The sequence below is a fragment of the Citrobacter sp. BIDMC107 genome, assembly GCF_001037575.1.
GTDB classification, from domain to species: Bacteria; Pseudomonadota; Gammaproteobacteria; order Enterobacterales; family Enterobacteriaceae; genus Citrobacter; species Citrobacter freundii.
Genome location: NZ_KQ089848.1, coordinates 1819622 through 1836894, shown reverse-complemented (window position 1 = coordinate 1836894; position 17273 = coordinate 1819622). Strand labels below are relative to the sequence as shown.

Below are 17273 nucleotides of genomic sequence, written 5' to 3'. Positions count from 1 at the left end.
TTAAGCGGATCAAAGCGGGAGGGGATATGAAGAGGAAGTTCTTAAAACATGAAGACCTTAATTATACTAAAAACCCAAATGTTCGTTCCTGGTATCCAGGCTGTCCTGACAGCATCATATTCAGTATTTTTACGTGAGAGCATATTACTATGAATTGATAACGAAAGAGAAAGATCAAAAAAATAAACTTGTTGATAATGAAGGTGTTTAAGGTTAATTGTTATGCACTTTCCCAAAAATGCTTAATAGGCGATTGGCATGTCAGAACGAATAACTTTCAATGTAACTAATTCTGAGACTCTGCGTGTTGTTGATGAATACAGCAAAAAACAGAAGATCTCACGGTCGCAGGTTATTTCCACATTGCTGGATGCTACCGCTCCGGTACTGAAAGATATTAATCGTTATTATCAGCTTGCGGACGAACTTAAGGCCCGGCTACTGTCTGGTGTCTACCAGCAGGATTTGCCTCGCCGAAGAAATGTTGTGACTGCTGAAAAGTACTGCATGGAAATCTGGGAAAGTAAGCTCCAGGTTGGAAAAGGGTATGACTTTGACAGCGTCAATGGCAAGGTGCATGTTCGCGAACATAAACGACACTACCGTCGGGATAATGCAGTTGGCAGGGTCGAAAATCGACATATCAAAGAGCTCTGTCAGTTTATCCTGGATAGGTCAGAACAGGATGCCCGTTACGCCTGTTTTATCTATACCGAAAGGATTATATTTGCTGATGCCGAGACCTCAGAACTCTCCTCATCGCCAGTCAAGTTTGCGGCAGGTGACGCTGTGATTTTGCTGGCAAAAGATGTGGTTTTTAACGAGTTTTTTTTTGATATAGGTAAGGCGCTTTTTATCAATGTGGTTGATCTTATGTCATACGGTACAAGTGGTATCCCGGAGACGACAGGAGACCCACGAGTTCACTGCTGGGTGCCAATCCTGTTTAGTGGGAAAAATGCTGTGATAGTACCTGTGTACCTGATTGACCCTGCTACGGCCCCGACGTTAAGAAAACCAGACAACATAACAGTGGTCTACCAGGGCAAAAAGTAACGTTGATTCTTGTTCCTGCCATGCCATGCGTTTTCATCTATCCCGTGGCAACCTTAGACTCATCTAGGTTGAATTACCTTGTGCCGGTGAAAGTCAGCAATATGATAAAGAATATATTGCGCTCTACTGTAGACTCTCTGTCTGACATGAACCGGAGTTCTAGGGCATAAGTCTTGATATCTGATACGCACCAGCGCGTAAAGGCAGTTGGTGTGATCTGGATGTAGCGTAATAAGAAAGGTTTTTGCTGTACTCATCATCGTGACCGCTTCCGAAGAAGATATAATTTCTCTTGCTAAGACTGATGGCTTGTAGCGTTCATTCTGGCATGTTGTTGACTGGTTCTGCCAGACCTGTACTGGCTTAATGGTTACATACGGCACAGGGGTTAAATAATCGATTTTTCACACCTGTAGGTGCGTAGCGCCACGGGCCATAAGGATACGATCTTATGTCAGATAATGCCGTAAGCTCTTAGACAGTGGCTCCTGATTGCATAGGTGTTCAGGGTATTGATAAATTCGCATAATTCATCCGTGTAAGAAAACCACTCTCGACCAAGTCCCTTCTGATCCAACCTGTATTTTTTAAAGAAAAGATGTAATGCGGATTCTGTCTCAATACCCCCTGCGGGTATTATGGAGATAAGACTCAGGCTGGTATTATGTTGTTGCTTCAAGGTATCCACGCGTTGCCTGAGATTACCTGATATTCCAATCTTGACCCTTTCCTGAGGTTCATCCAGTAAAAAGTACACATCCGTTTCACCATTGAGATAGGGCTCGTAATCAAGCCATGGAGCGGTGAATTCATTGTTATTACTGATGTCAGGTGACAGAAGCAGGGGAAGTGCTGCCTGCCAGGCCTGCTCCAGACATTTTTCCTGCTGTTTTTGCAAAAAGGGTTGCATCAGAGCAGTACAAGCAACGTGGGTTCCCAGTGGTATGTAAGATCCATGACGCGAAGGAGCAAACTGTCCTGTTGGCATCCAGGTATGCCGAATTTCCAGCTTATCGCCAACCGTCTCCGGTACACTTCTCAGGCCGATCTCCTTGCCCTGATAGGAGGCCACTAGTTTCTGAGGCAAATACCATTTCAAAAAACTTAAAGGTAGATTGTGGGCATGCTGCTTTTCAGGCTGATGTTTTTTTATAAACGCCTGATATTCGACACTCCCCAGCGCTTGTGCAATAAATCGAATTTTTTCGCTATCGCTCTGTGCCTTTAGCCATGAATACGCTATTTTCCCGGCTTTGTTCATCTCATTTTCTTCCTTTCTTCAATGAGGTCAATGCGGCAAACGCGAGCTCGATACCAAAATCATGTTTATGACCATTTTGACTAAACGACCACTTTTCTTCTCCCCCGCGATTAAGTAACTCTCTGTATAAGTGATTGAGCCCCACACGACCGTTGGGGGCTGCTTTTTTCTGATGGTAATCCAGCGCGCTATAATTATTAATGCAACAAATCTTAACGGTACCGTCGTAACCCAATCCGATAAATTGCTTCACGAGGTAGGCCAGATAGCCGATCATATAGTCCTGAAACCATGGGCGTGAAAATACTCTGTCACAGGCATGTGGCAGGTAGGCATCATGAATATCTAAATCCCACTCCCGGCTTAAGATGGTGACCTGCTTGCCATTAAAGTGGTAATAGGCATAAAAGCGCACACCAAATACCCAAGGTTCCAGCCAGGGATTATTGGTCGGGATCTGTTTGTGATGTCCTGCTAATACCCGGCTGACCGTTTCATCATAAAATTCAAGCAGTTCAATGATGTCTTTAACTGTCGTGGGAGGAAAATCCTCGCATTCACGTATTACAGCCGACATGACTTTACCGGATACCCGGGAAATATGGCCTTCAGCGATCTTACGTATCAAGCTTTCCGGCACATGGCGGTCAGGATGAATGGCATTTTGCAATTCTGCGATATACGGTGCCAGAAGCTGGCTAAAAACACGCTTTTCTTCATGGCTGGCAAGGCCATAGAACGACATGTACTTATCGCTAAGCTGACCAAATACTGTGCTGAGTTCCGACCAGTTATGGCAGTTATAGCGTAATGCCACTGCATCCCGGGCGTAGCTTAGATTAATATTGAGCGACCGTGAAATGTATTTAGCGTGGGCTTTTGCTTCAGCGCATGTAGGGAGTTGTTTCATGGTTTAAGTCTCTAGTCTGTCTTATGTGCTCACGAACCATAAGAATCAAAGACACTTAACCAAAAAAGATTTGATAAGTCTGCGCTGCATTCCGCTTTGGCCGTGAGCTGCCGGGTCGCGCTAACCTTGTGCTTAACGTATTGGAAAGTGGCACCATTGTCAACAGAGCCACTGACCATGCCGGGCTAATAGAGAGGTTAGACATGAAGCGAGGTGCGATGCTGGCAGGCATCAGGTGAGGGTCTGATACCACACTCCAGCCATTGTTTCTGAATTATCAATGTCCGCTTCTGGACATAGACGAAATTCATGCTCTGCAGGGGCCGTAGCAAGCGAAAATCGGAGGTTCGGGAAGGTTGTGATTTGCTTTTAACCTTTGTAGTTTAGAAGTATTATTTTGAGATTAATCCACTTCCAATCGTCATCTTTTCGCTGTTGGTGAAAAGCTATTTTTAAGGTTACTGCCTCATGGAGTTCTGGATATTTATAATTGCTATTTATTTGATTTATATTATTTTTTTCAAAAATAAGAAAGCTAAGTCCTCAGGCTCTTATACTTCCGCTCCTGTGAAAGCACCACCTAAAGAATGGCTTGCTAACAACAAAAAAAATCAGGCGGTAATGCACAACGATGACAGCGAAGATGACAATCTGGCTACGTTTACACTAAGTGGCGGACGGAATGTCGAATACAGCATAACTGCCACTCAACGCCAGAATCTCTCAAAAACTACCGGTGCTTTGGCTCGCTGGATTTTACCGGGAGAGGTGATCACAGTCGGTGGGGTAGAGGTTACCGGTGGCCACTTCTATCTTGGACAGCGAATGAAACCTGCCGGGCATAACTCAGGTGGTTATTATGATGATAGTAGCGAGGCATCGCTAATTGACGACACGCTTAAGATATACCCCACACCTTACATTTATGAAGATAGTTCATTAGGGTACTGGCCCAGTTTTTCCTCACTTTCACCTGAAGCTCGTGGCGCGTACCTGAGTTGGCTTGCAAGCGATAGATGTGACACTTCTTGCCCAATTGGTTACGTTTTTATTTATCTGTATGGTCTGGAAAGACGGGCACTTGTTGACAGCAGGAACAACAGTATATCTGACGATGAGTTCTATTCTCTTTTCAAAGAGATCTGCCGTCTCAGATCGGTTTTCAATGAAAACCGATCTTTCCGGAACTACTCGTCCCAGTTACTTGAAGCGATGTCCATTCTTCGCCCGAACGAAAATCTTGCAGCAGCTCTCGGCAATGATTCGGAGTTCAGCAATGGCATGCAGTTCAGGCTAATCCTTGCAAAGACAGTTGAGGCAGGAGCCCCGGTGCCAGCTGATCTGGCTCTGACGTGGGTGACAAACCATACTGAATACTCATTGCGAACCCCCGCCCGCCGCTGCGCGAAAGAATTTGCTGCACTTTTTAAACGGCGTTACACCTTTAAATACGATGAAGGGATAGTCGTGAAGCCGAATAAAGCGCGTCTGCGTTTAGATTACACACCTGCAAGTCCTAGTTTGCGAGGTATTCGGCTTCCTGTTCCCGACTTGCCTGATCCAAGTGCATTGAAAGGCCCTGTTCAGAAGCTTATGACCCTTGCCGATATATGCACAAATGAACTGGATGCTTACAGTCGTTACCTTGGTAGAAAAGGCACGTCAGCAAATGATACCGCTGCAATTTTGTTGCTGCCTTCAGAAATCGTTAACGAAAGCGCAGAAAAAATATTAAGTGCATTCAAACGGTGGGCTGATGACGCGATCCTTAGTAAGGCTGGGGTAGTTTCAGTTGCTGACTACTGGTCACATATGAATGCTACCTGTCCGGCGAAGATCAATAAAAAAGAGGCCGACTTGATGCAGGCCTTTGCTCAGAAAATGGGGTACTGTCTGGCTCCTGACCCCTATTACCACCACGTAAAAGCAGATGTCGATGGTGTTCTTGTTTTATTCCCTGCTGGTGAAGGTGGACGCTTCTCTCCTTCTCCTGAATTTATCACAGCTGTATTGACGCTCCGATTAGGAGCGGTAGTCGCCTTGATTGACAATTCTCTCGATCAAGCCGAACAGAAAGTGCTCGAGAATGCCATAAACAACAATGCCGGCTTCAGCGATGATGAAAAGCGCTCTCTACACGCATATTTAACGTGGCAGCTTCATACCCCGGCTAATATGACGGGAATGAAAAGCCGGATTGAATTACTTGGTGCTGCGGAAAAATCAGCTGTGGGTAAGATTATCGTTAGTGTTGCTTGCTCTGATGGCAGAATTACGCCTGCCGAAGTCAAACAGCTTGAGAAGATTTATACAAGCCTGGGGCTGGATCCTTCATCCGTATCAAGCAATATCCATCAGCATTCCGCAACTGAAACTGCTCTCGTTTCATCTGTACCAGCTAATCAGTCGACGGCAGGGTTTACATTGGATGCCAATGTACTTGCCCGCCACGAATCTGCCACTGATGATGTTCGTAAATTACTGAACTCGATTTTCACTGAAGAAGAACCAGAACAACCAGAAAGCGCTCCAGCCTCATTAACCGGGGAAGAGGGCCTTGACCCCGCTCATAGCCAACTTTATCGCAGGTTGCTGGATAAAGAACAATGGTCCAGAAAAGAGGCGACAGAGTTGTGCAGTAACTGGAACCTAATGCTCGGCGGTGCGCTTGAGGTGATCAATGATTGGTCCTATGCGGTGGTTGATGCACCAGTGCTGGAAGATACTGATGATCATATTTGGGTTGACCTGGAAATAGCCAAAGAATTAGAGGGTTAGTGAATGTCTGTAACACGTATAAGAGTGAAAGAACGCGACGCTATTATTCAGTCACTTAAATCAGGAGTAACGCCAAGGATAGGTATTCAGCATATCCAGGTTGGTCGCGTGAATGAGATAACTGCCCTCCATCAGGATATTGAACGGATAGCTGATGGTGGGGCGAGCTTCAGACTTATCATCGGTGAGTACGGTTCTGGTAAAACGTTCTTTTTAAGTGTTGTGCGGTCTATTGCGTTAGAGAAGAAGCTGGTCACGGTCAGTGCAGACCTTTCTCCCGACAGACGTATTCACTCATCGGGAGGTCAGGCTCGTAATCTCTACTCCGAGCTTATGAAAAATATGTCCACCAGAAACAAACCAGATGGCAATGCGTTAATTAGCGTTGTGGAAAGGTTTGTTACTGAGGCAAGGAAGGAGGCTGATGCGAACGGCTCCCAGGTATCATTAGTAATTCATAAACGCCTTGCCGCTTTGTCAGATATGGTGGGCGGATATGACTTTGCGAAGGTCATTGACGCATTCTGGCGCGGGCACGAGCAGGATAACGAAACCTTAAAATCCAATGCCATTCGCTGGTTGCGAGGCGAGTACACTACCAAAACTGATGCCCGTAATGATCTCGACGTTAGAACCATTATCTCAGACGCCTCATTCTATGATTCTTTGAAATTGATGAGCCTTTTTGTCCGTCAGGCAGGCTATGCCGGACTTTTAGTTAGCCTCGACGAGATGGTGAACCTCTTTAAGTTGAATAATACGCAAGCGAGAACAGCCAACTACGAACAGATCTTGCGGATCCTGAATGACTGCCTGCAAGGCTCCGCCGAAAATATTGGTTTTATCCTCGGGGGGACGCCAGAGTTTCTTTTCGATCCACGTAAGGGGCTCTACAGCTATGAAGCGCTCCAGTCGCGTCTGGCAGAAAACCGATTCGCACAGAAAGCAGAAGTGATTGACTACTCGTCTCCCACGCTGCATCTTGCCAGCCTCACTCCTGAGGAACTGTATATTTTACTGAAAAATCTTCGTCATGTTTATGCTGGTGGAGATCCCGCGAATTATCTGGTACCAGATGATGCTCTGACCGGGTTTCTACATCACTGCAGCAAAACCATCGGAGATGCTTACTTTCGAACTCCCCGCAATACCATAAAAGGTTTTCTGGATATGCTGGCTGTGCTGGAACAAAACAGAACGATGAACTGGCAAGCGCTCATCGAGGGGGTGGCGATTGAAGAAGACAAGCCCAGCGATATGGATGACGCCATTGTGGAGGAAAGCGATCACGATGATGGTCTGGCGAATTTCAGACTATGAGCAGTGCCTACAATAGTCTCGATCCCCGTGTCCGTAGGTGGGTTTATAAGCAGGGCTGGTCATCATTAAGGCCCTTGCAGGAGAGTTCTATTCCAGCAATTTTAGCCCGTGATCGTGATGTACTAATTAGTGCAGGTACAGCAGCGGGTAAAACAGAGGCTTTCTTTCTGCCTGCCTGTTCGGCGGTTGCAGATCTCACCGGTGGATTTGGCATTATCTATATCAGCCCGTTGAAGGCATTAATTAACGATCAGCACCGTCGTCTTGAGAGTCTTGGTGAAGCCCTGGAAATGCAAGTGACGCCCTGGCACGGGGATGTACCACAAAGCAAAAAGAAGAAAGCACGGACAAACCCGTCTGGCATCTTACTTATCACACCTGAATCACTTGAGTCTTTGCTCATAAACTCATTGGGTTGGCTCAAACAGGCGTTTTCTTCAGTGGCATACATTGTTATTGATGAATTCCACGCTTTTATTGGCTCAGAGCGTGGTATACAGCTGCTTTCTCTGCTTAATAGAATTGACCATGTGCTAGGACGCCAGTTAAATCCAGTTCCCCGTATCGCGTTGAGTGCCACGCTGGGAGAGCTGGAAAAAGTGCCAGAACTATTGCGCCCGGATAGGAGATTACCTTGTGAAACGGTAACAGACAGTAATAGCACAGCCACACTGCAGGTTCAGGTTAAAGGTTATCTTGAGCGGGTGCCCGAAAAAGGAGAAGAGCTCCAGAGCTCTGCCGAACAGCTCGTCTGCGCGGATATTTTCAGGCTCTGCCGTGGCAATTCCCACTTGGTCTTTGCTAACAGTCGAAAGCGTACTGAAAGCATAGCGGCAACACTGAGCGACATGTGTGAGGCAAATGTCGTTCCTAACGAATTCTTTCCTCATCATGGTTCCCTGGCCAGGGAGTTACGTGAGACGCTTGAAGCCCGACTGCAGAAAGGGAATTTGCCCACAACCGCTGTTTGTACAATGACGCTAGAGCTGGGTATTGATATTGGTAAGGTGCAGTCGGTCATACAAGTTACACCTCCGCATTCTGTTTCCAGTCTGCGTCAGCGTATGGGACGTTCAGGGCGGCGCGGTTCCCCATCGGTGCTGAGAATGTTAATTACTGAATCTGAACTTACCGCAACCAGCAGCATTGTGGATCATTTACGTCTGCAGTTGGTCCAGGCGATGGCAATGATCAGGTTGATGATCTCTAAACGCTGGTTCGAGCCTGCAGATGTCCGGCAGAAACATTACTCAACGCTGCTACACCAGATCCTTGCTATTACTGCGCAATGGGGCGGAGTTCGTGCCGATCAGCTCTGGTCACAACTTTGCCAGACAGGTCCGTTCCGGAATGTCGATATAAATGACTTCAAAAGTCTGCTTACACATATGGGGATATGTGGCCTGCTCACTCAACTTGCCAGCGGTGAAATAGTTGTCGGGGCTGCGGGGGAGAAGTTGACTAATCACTATACGTTTTATGCCGTATTCAATACACCTGAGGAGTTTCGGATTGTTACGGGAAACCGAACTCTTGGCACAGTGCCTGTAGACTCCCCACTTTTGCCTGAGCAGCACATCATCTTCGGCGGACGGCGCTGGAAAGTGACAGAGATCGAGGTCGAAAAAAAGGTTATCTATGTTGAGGCGACTAAAGGCGGGCAGCCGCCACAATTCAGTGGTAGCGGGATGTCTGTTCATGATGTTGTTCGCCAGGAGATGCTCGCTATCTATAGGGAAAATGATTACCGTATCGTGGTAGGCAGCAAGAGAGTCGATTATGCTGATGCTGCTGCCAGAAGCCTCTTTGCGGAAGCCAGTAATAACTTCCAACGCTACAATCTACAAAATGACTGTTTTATTGCCACCGGTCAGAACTGCTATGTGATCCCGTGGATGGGGGATAAAATTGTCAATACAATTACGTCCCTGCTTATACGTTGCGGCTTTAAAGCCAGTTCATTTGCAGGTGTGATTGAGGTAGAGGATTCAAACGTTGCCTCTGTCCAGCGTGCACTTAAGAAAATGTTATTGTCGGGGTTACCTTCAGAGTTTGAGCTTGCTGCAGTTGTTCCTGACAAGTATCTGGATAAATATGACGAGTATTTACCAGAGTCTTTGCTTGCGAAAGGATATGGGGCAAAGGCGTATGATATGGAAGGAACGTGCATCTGGCTGCAGAAATACCTTCAGTAGACTGGATATGTAGTCAGGGTATAAATAAGTCATTTATACCCTGATTTTTTTACTTCCCGGTGGACTTACTTGGCTTTAGTCCCGGAGTGTTGCCAGGAGTATCTTTATTATCTCGTCGGCGTTGATCCGGTTTTCCTGTCGATTTAGCAATTGGCTTTGGACCAGGTTTAAGACCCATGGTAGTTATCCTTTAGAGATGTAAGAGGGAAGTCCTCAACATTGGTATATTGGATACTGAGAAATTTTTCAATGGGAGTGATCAACGGCCGAATTATTAACTCGATATTGTGAGCAATGTCTGTTTTTAGCATTAAGTAGACTAGTTAACTTGGAAGTCTGCTATGGGCGAGGAGTGGACATTAACGCTGAGTTAATGGACGGCTGAAAATGGTAACGTTTTTGTGTTAGTGTGTCTTAATCAGAAAGTATACAGGCTTATATTGACTTCCATACATCCTGTGAGGTTGAGTCTCTTTTGCATATCGGAAAAAAACTTCAAAAGACTCTAAATTAAAAATGGCACTATTTCTCACAAGAGATAGAATGTCATCTTTCTCTAGCAAACATCCATTTTTTTTCAAATTACTTACTGGGTTTAAATACTCATGATAATTAAATTGACTAAGATTTATCCATGCGTAATTATTACAATTTGATAAGCCCCAGATATTTACAGCCCTGGGGCAACCAGCTATCACTGGAACCCCTTTTTCTTTCCCTATTTTATTAAAAGCATCCAATTCTTCATTAATGGTGATATATACTTCACAATCATCAGGGGCATTTATTTTTGGTCTGCGCGGAAACATTACCAGCACATGAAACCGGTCCTCTTTATGAAGATATTTTGAGATATTGCTAAACTCTCGGGATATCCACGGAAACACTGGGGCGATATGGCTATATTGTTCCTGTAAAATGTTTTTGAGCGCTGGTACTAAATAGTATTCAGCACTGTGTTCACTAATGTAACTAGTGGCCATACATTTCCTTGCACTCTAACGCCCCATCCACCGAGATTTTACTCATACCATACACCTGAGAGTTTAACCAGTAATTTTGTTTAACAAATTAGCATGGCTATCAAAATCGTGGTGATTCACACTATCTTGATCCGGGTTAGTTCAACATGGGAGCGGAACTGCGGATATTTGATTTGTAGATCACGTGAATACATAAGTTGAAAGTGTATCTTCTATCATTGCCTTACAACGAGAGAAAACGACAAGTCAAAAAGGATTCATGATGCTCAGCAACGAGTTTTTGCGCTTTTTCCAAACTTTAGACACAGCAGATGTACCTGGCGATGTTAGAAAAATTGCGAACTTAGTGTGGGATAATATGGATAGTATTATCCCGTTAGGTACCGCGCAGGGCCAGCGGATTCGTCGCATCGTCGATCTGGCGCAGTCTTCATGGGATACCCTCAGTCCGGAAGTCCTGCCACTGCCTGAGCAGAACTCCGAACGTGTCCCCACGTTCAGTCGGCTAAAAAGGCTGTCCGTTGGACCGTTCAGAGGATTTGCCAGACAGGAGGAATTTGATCTGGATTCGCGTCTGGTGCTGATTTATGGGCCTAATGGTACCGGGAAGTCCAGTTTCTGCGAAGCACTTGAATATACATTATTGGGTAGCGTTGCTGAGGCTGAAAGTAAACGCTTTCGTAATCAAACCGACTATTTTAGAAATGCATACGTCAATCAGTTTTCTGCGCCTGTGATTACTGGTGTTGGATCTCAAGGGCATGATGTGGAAATTGAGAATAACGAAGCACTGCACCGCTTTTGCTTTGTTGAAAAAAACCGCATCGACAACTTTTCAAGAATTGCGGCACTGGCCCCGGCAAGGCAGACCGAACTAATTTCAACGTTATTCGGGCTGGATGTATTCAATGATTTTGTCCGAAATTTCACTGCGGAGATTGATGGCAGATACATCGATCTGATAGGCGTAAAAGCCGCTCAACTTGCAGAAAAACGCCGCACACTCGAGGGAGCCATCCAACAACTGGAAGCGGGTAAGACGGAGCTTGAAGGACTAGTTTCTGAGGAACATACGCTGGCTTCTGGGTACCGCGAGGGCCTTTCTTTTCAGCAGATGATGATTGAATTAAAAGGGGATGAGCAAAATATCGGGACCATCCGGCAGCTTGAGGCAGAGTTACAGAAACCTCTTCCGAACAAGAGTCACCTGACCTGTGCGATGTTGAAGGACTTAAATGGCTCTGTTGAAACTGTATTGGCGGATCTGTATGGCAAACAGAAACAACTGGCAGAGGCGAGCCTGCAGGTTTCGTTTAAAAGTTTATTCGAAGCAGTCGTCCAGTTACAGAGCTCCAGCCCAGAACAGTGCCCTGCATGCCATACCCCACTCCTGCAAGCTACGAAAAACCCCTACAGTCATGCCAGTGCAGAATTGCTGAAGCTTGAGTTTTTGTCAACGTTGCAGGGTGAAATAGCTCAGTTGGAACAATCATTCAGCCAGCAGATGTACCGCGTCTCACAAGTTGTCGGCACCTGTTGCCAGTTTCTTCCTCATGAAAATGTTCTCGAAAGATTCCGAGAAGAGAATGGCATCGCTTTGTGGCGTGATCTGCATCAACCAGCAGGCGATGGTGTCACTCCCTGGTCTCTTCTGGAGAAACAGGTGTTTCAGTTGGAAGAAGAAGATAAAAAAACAGAAGCAGCTGCTAAATTGCGGGAATCCCGGCAGCGTGATCTTGTGGGGCTGCGTGAGTCAGAACGCCAGATAACAATATTACAAACAAGAAGAAGTACGACAGAAAGGGCCATCGCAGCGGCTCAGTTGTTGATTGGTAACTTTGATACGGAAAACAGGCAACTTATTGAAGAGGTTGTACTTGAGGAATCCGTTGTAAGAAAAAATAGAGAAATCTCAGGAGCCTATGCCCGGTTCGTATTGCAGTTGAGCGCCTATAAAGATGGTTTGCCTCAGCAGTTGGTTGCGAATCTCGGAGACAGCATTGTTATTTTGTACAATGCATTCAACCGTAATGACCCTCCAGGAGAAAAGCTTGCTGTTATCAAACTCCCCCTGATGCAGAATCAGCGGTTGGAGGTGGCATTTCAGAACAATCCAGCGCAATATTTTGATGCTTTACATGTGCTCAGTGAGGGGCATGTTCGCTGCATAGGGTTGGCTATTTTGTTGGCAAAAAACATCAGTGAGCAATGCCCACTTTTGATATTTGATGATCCGGTCAATGCTATCGATGACGATCACAGAGAATCTATTCGAAGAACACTGTTTGAAGACGCCTTCTTTGCAGATAAGCAAATCATCCTAGCCTGCCACGGAGAAGAGTTCTTTAAAGACATACAGAATTTATTGCCAGCTCCAGTGGCTGCCCAATCCAGAACTTTCAGTTTTTTACCACGTCTTGACGAATTGCATATCCGCGTGGATTTTAACTGTGCCCCTAGGAACTATATTCTTTCAGCGAGAAGTCATTATGGACGTAATGAGATCAGGGAGGCGCTGACTAAATGCAGGCAGTCACTTGAATCGCTGATGAAGGGGAAAGTCTGGCGTTATGTAAACAAACACGGTGACGGTAACCTCAGTCTTAAACTGAGGTCAGCAACTGCACCTATTGAGCTGCGTAATCTCTCAGATCAATTGAAAAAACAAATTGGTCGTGCCGATTTTAATGACCCAAATAAAAATGCCGTGTTTTCTCCCATCGAGGTTTTGACCGGCTTTAGCGGAGAATCACGTGAATGGCGATACCTCAATAAAGGTACGCATGATGAAAACGACAGGGCAGAATTTGACAGGGCAACTGTAGAAGCCATGATAGGTGCAATCGAGGCGCTCGATCAGGCCGTGGGATAAGATTAGAACTAAATCCCCGTGTGATTTAGTTCTACAAAGATGAAGTGGTCGATAAACGTTGGCCACTTCATGAAGGAGGCTTTTAAAACCACGATAGGTCCGCTTCTGGCAGATAGCGGTCGGCTCGTTACAGAGCTAAATAAAAGATTAGTTGCGATGTGCCCTTAACAATGAGGGCCACCTCGGAGATTGTCAGGCTGATTGCGCCAATTGCCGATGCAGGACCTGCAGACTAGTTCCCGCCGCTGCCCATGCAGAAGCCGAGCCGACCACATACAGGTTTTGCTTGGCGCGCGAGACGGCTACATTGATTATGTTTGGCGGGCTTGCCGCCCACTGACGCGCCCTTTGCTGACTCGCTTTCGGCGCACCCAGCAACAGGATGACCGTGTCCGCCTCTCGGCCCTGGAACGTGTGGATCGTGCCTACACGATCACGGCACCACTCATCCAACTTTACGCCGAACGTTCGCAGCAGGTCGGTTTCTCTGTCGAGACGCCGACGCATGTTCTGCTCTACGATCTTGAATGGTGTAATGATAAATACGTCTGGATTTGTAATGCCCGATGCTGCCAGCTCTTTTAGCATTCGTACAACCGCTTCGCCCTCATCGGGACACCACTTCGTCTCAGCATCGCCATTGATATCCACCCAGCGAGATCTCCCCAATGCCGAGCCGATAGATCCAGGTCTTTTAGGCCCGACAGCATGGACCATCTGCCCGGCATAGGCGATGGAGTTAGAAACATCGAACATTGGGTTCTGACAACGCCTGTGAACGAGGAGTGGCAGCCCGATTTCTCGATCACCTACGTCCATGACGAAGGTGGATTTGAAGCGTGATGCCTGATCAGCAAGGGTCTGCGTAGATGCTGCGGGGGCAGACCATTCGACTTGGTCAATGTCAAAGAACTTGCAGATTTCGGCGTTCAGCTTTTCAGGAAGTGAAACTACAGGTGGGATTTGCAACGGGTCACCTACCACGATGGAGCGCTTTGCCCGCATGATAGCTCCAACTGCTGCCTGAGGAACGGCCTGGCCCGCTTCATCTACAAGAAGCCAGCCAATGCTCTCTGGTGGCAGATCCCCGAACATCGTCCGAACAGAGGCGAATGTCGTGGACACGGTTGGCACAACCATGAAAAGGCTCGACCAAAGGTCGGGGAGAAGTTCACGGTGAGCGGAAGACTGGAAGGCACCAGCCACCATGCCCGACATCAATAGCCCAAGATTGTGTTGCAAGCGGCTGGCCGAAGCATCAATGAACGCTTTATGCACAGTCAGGGCAGCGGCGAAAAGATCCTCTCGCAGGTGATGAACCTCATCGGGAAGCCATGGCGCAGTAAGGTGGATAGCCTCGTGCTCGCGCTCGAAGAATCTCTCATCAACGACCCTGTCTCCCATGCGGTTTCGTGCCTCTGCCTCGGTTGCCTTCAATTTCGAGACAGCCTGACATTTGCTGGAAATTTCCTGGTCGAGTTGCTGTAACTGGGACTTAATATTGCTCCACTTAGTCCTTGCAAGCTCCAGGGCACCGTCTGTCTCCTGCGCCCGTAAGACTGATTGCTGCAAGGTCGCCGAGAGCTTCTGCAGTGTCGATCTCCACGACTTCCAGGCCGCAGTCGCGAACAAACGGGAGAAGAAACCTGGACGGCAAGCAAGGTGGCTGTTGAGCATGATCTTGTCCTGCTCGATCTGCGATTTTGCCTTCTCATGCTCCCATTGGTAGGATTCAGCAGTTTGGTGTGCCTCTTCGACAGCTTCAATCAGACTCGGACGACGCTGTTCCACCCTTTGTAGTTCGGTAGTCGCTCCCTTGAGCGCCTGGATATCCCGTCGCATCTCTTCGATGCTGGCGATTTCGGCGTCTACCGTCTCCTTGAGTTTAAGGAAAACGGTTCGTGCTTTCCGCCAGGCCGCTAAAGCGTCCGCTTCGTTGGTGCTGGGCCGCTCATTGACGACCACGCTGGGCATCACGCGATCGATGATTTCGCCAGTTTGTTCATCTTTGATCTCACGCAAGACGTTTAAGCCGCGAGCTGCTTTCAGGTAGGTAAGGAAACCACCGTCTTCATTCCACCAGAAACTTTGCTGGAACGCGCCTCGGTTGCTGCTCTTGCCGAGAGCTGCGGCGATCAAACCCCAGGTTTCGACAGGGTCGGAGGGGATGTCCCCCTCGGCCTCGGCTTCGAAATAGCCGGCGCGTTTGGGATTCGCAATCAGGTCGCTGATGGACCGGAAGTAGGCGATCTGTTCATGGCGACCATTGGCTTCCTTGAGAGGAAGCTCTTTACTGACGTTTTCGACTGCTTTGTTATTGGAGGAGGCTACGACGATCTCATGGCCCCTCAAGGATGCATGTAACTTGTAGAAGTGCAGGAATGCATTGGAACCGAATGCCAGCTTCTCGCCTGTTGTGGAAAAGGCATCCTGCGGTTTATTGAAGCCGCACATCGCCGTGGCCCGATCAAGAATGCACCCAACGACAATATCTCGCAGAAGAGTGGTCTTTCCAGTACCCGGTGGTCCATTGACACCGATGATACCTGGAGCATCATTCAGCTCAGCACGCGCCGCATTCACGGCAGCCTGTTGAAGCAGTACCAATGGATGGCCGCCTTTCGAAGGCCAACGAGCCTGCGGCATGAGCGACGGTGCGACGAAAGGCTCAACTGCGGAAATGGGCGATAGCACGTCGATTTTTTGGTCAGGCCTGCCAATTCCCATATAGCGGCGCAAACCGGTTCCGGCTTTGCCCGTCTCGAGCAATTTGGTTGCTTCACCGAGATCTTCAAGATAGAAGGAATTCAGTAACGAAGATTCAGGCGGCGACTTGGCCTTGAAATGATGAAACACCTTAATCGCGAATGTGGGTGGCTCAACCAAATGTTCGGGTACACCGAACTGAGACACAAGCCATTTATAAGCATTAAGAACGACATCCAAATCGATCGGTATGGGTTCTCCATCCTCGTTGTGGCGGCGAACTATTCGATTCAGATGCTCAATAATGCGCGGCTCAACATTCGGCCAATTCCCTAAGCTCCCAAGCTTCAGATCGAGAGCCGGCTTGAGTGCCCAGGCAAAACTGGAAACGGCAACGCCTTTTTCCTCAAGCACATAGCCTTCTTTGTCGATCAGGATCGAGCCGATGGCCGCTTTCTTACCGTCCGGGCGTGAACGCTCCTCATCCTCGCCAAAAACCTTGACCAGCTCGTCCGTCGCCTTGTCGAGAGCGATGGAGCCGAGGACGACCTCGAAATAAAGCTTATAACTGGGCTTGCTGCGGGCATTTGGTCCCCATGGAGCACCTCGCTCCAATAGAGCAACCCTGGAGCGGTCGCCGGTTGCCATATCCTCTGGGCGTTTATAACCTTGAGGCGACAGTGCTTCGAGGGCTGTCCATGCTGCCAGTATTGCTCGCGCATCATTCGCCTTATCTGACGGAAAGAAAGACGGGAGTGGACCTAGATCAATTTGGCCTTTGTCGAATTGCTCTCGCATGGCAGTGTCTGGGATAGCCTTCGGTTGCAGTTGCTCTACAGCTGCAGGTGCACTGTGGGGCACAGCTTGAGAAAATTGTATGGACGCCGAATCGGGATTACATGTTGATGGGTTGGAAGCCGACATGGCGACCTCGCTGCGGTCGCTAAGTGCAGTTAGAGATTGCTCGATTTTAGACGTCAGCGTCCGTGCCCTGGCAGTGTTGCGAAAGGTCAGCTCGCTCAATAGCTGTTCAAGTTCACTAACATTGTTGCGGGACTGGTCGAAGATTGCTTCCAGGTCGAAGATTGATTTTTGCGCATACTGCCGTGTCTTCATTTATTTCTGCGGCTCCATATCCCTTCAGTTAAGAGATATTATGCTAATTAGCATGATTTCTAAAACGGTTAACTTC

The 17273-nt window shown here is 47.5% G+C and carries 9 protein-coding genes; 5 read left to right on the top strand and 4 right to left on the bottom strand.

Annotated features, from left to right (window positions below; translation table 11 throughout):
- The first annotated feature begins 258 nt into the window (after positions 1-258).
- Positions 259-1056 (top strand): hypothetical protein, encoded by a 798-nt coding sequence (locus SK39_RS08500; protein ID WP_048216892.1) that lies wholly within the window; start codon positions 259-261, stop codon positions 1054-1056.
- Between the two features lie 454 nt (positions 1057-1510).
- Here the strand turns inward: SK39_RS08500 and SK39_RS08495 are convergent, their stop codons facing one another.
- On the bottom strand, positions 1511-2317 hold the full coding sequence (locus SK39_RS08495) for a GIY-YIG nuclease family protein (RefSeq protein ID WP_048216891.1): 807 nt from the start codon (positions 2315-2317) through the stop codon (positions 1511-1513).
- 1 nt (position 2318) lies between these two features.
- Complete coding sequence (locus tag SK39_RS08490) at positions 2319-3227, bottom strand: hypothetical protein (RefSeq protein WP_048216890.1); 909 nt, start codon at positions 3225-3227, stop codon at positions 2319-2321.
- Positions 3228-3695: 468 nt separating this feature from the next.
- On the opposite strand from SK39_RS08490, the gene SK39_RS08485 reads away from it, so the two are divergent.
- From SK39_RS08485 to SK39_RS08475, 3 genes are read left to right on the top strand one after another with little or no spacing between them, the layout of a single operon-like run.
- Entirely contained in the window at positions 3696-6005 is a 2310-nt protein-coding gene (locus tag SK39_RS08485; RefSeq protein WP_048216889.1) for a tellurite resistance TerB family protein, read from the top strand.
- A 3-nt stretch (positions 6006-6008) separates the two neighbouring features.
- Positions 6009-7325 (top strand): ATP-binding protein, encoded by a 1317-nt coding sequence (locus SK39_RS08480; RefSeq protein WP_000117524.1) that lies wholly within the window; start codon positions 6009-6011, stop codon positions 7323-7325.
- Complete coding sequence (locus SK39_RS08475; protein WP_048216888.1) at positions 7322-9520, top strand: DEAD/DEAH box helicase; 2199 nt, start codon at positions 7322-7324, stop codon at positions 9518-9520. The genes SK39_RS08480 and SK39_RS08475 overlap by 4 nt, the downstream gene beginning before the upstream one ends.
- Positions 9521-9924: 404 nt before the next feature.
- Here SK39_RS08475 and SK39_RS08470 read toward each other — a convergent pair whose 3' ends face one another.
- Positions 9925-10503, bottom strand: coding sequence for a hypothetical protein (locus SK39_RS08470; protein ID WP_048216887.1), 579 nt, complete (start codon positions 10501-10503; stop codon positions 9925-9927).
- A 259-nt stretch (positions 10504-10762) separates the two neighbouring features.
- On the opposite strand from SK39_RS08470, the gene SK39_RS08465 reads away from it, so the two are divergent.
- Positions 10763-13375 (top strand): AAA family ATPase, encoded by a 2613-nt coding sequence (locus SK39_RS08465; protein WP_231593814.1) that lies wholly within the window; start codon positions 10763-10765, stop codon positions 13373-13375.
- Positions 13376-13567: 192 nt separating this feature from the next.
- Here the strand turns inward: SK39_RS08465 and SK39_RS08460 are convergent, their stop codons facing one another.
- Complete coding sequence (locus tag SK39_RS08460) at positions 13568-17197, bottom strand: DEAD/DEAH box helicase (RefSeq protein ID WP_048216885.1); 3630 nt, start codon at positions 17195-17197, stop codon at positions 13568-13570.
- Positions 17198-17273 lie beyond the last annotated feature (76 nt).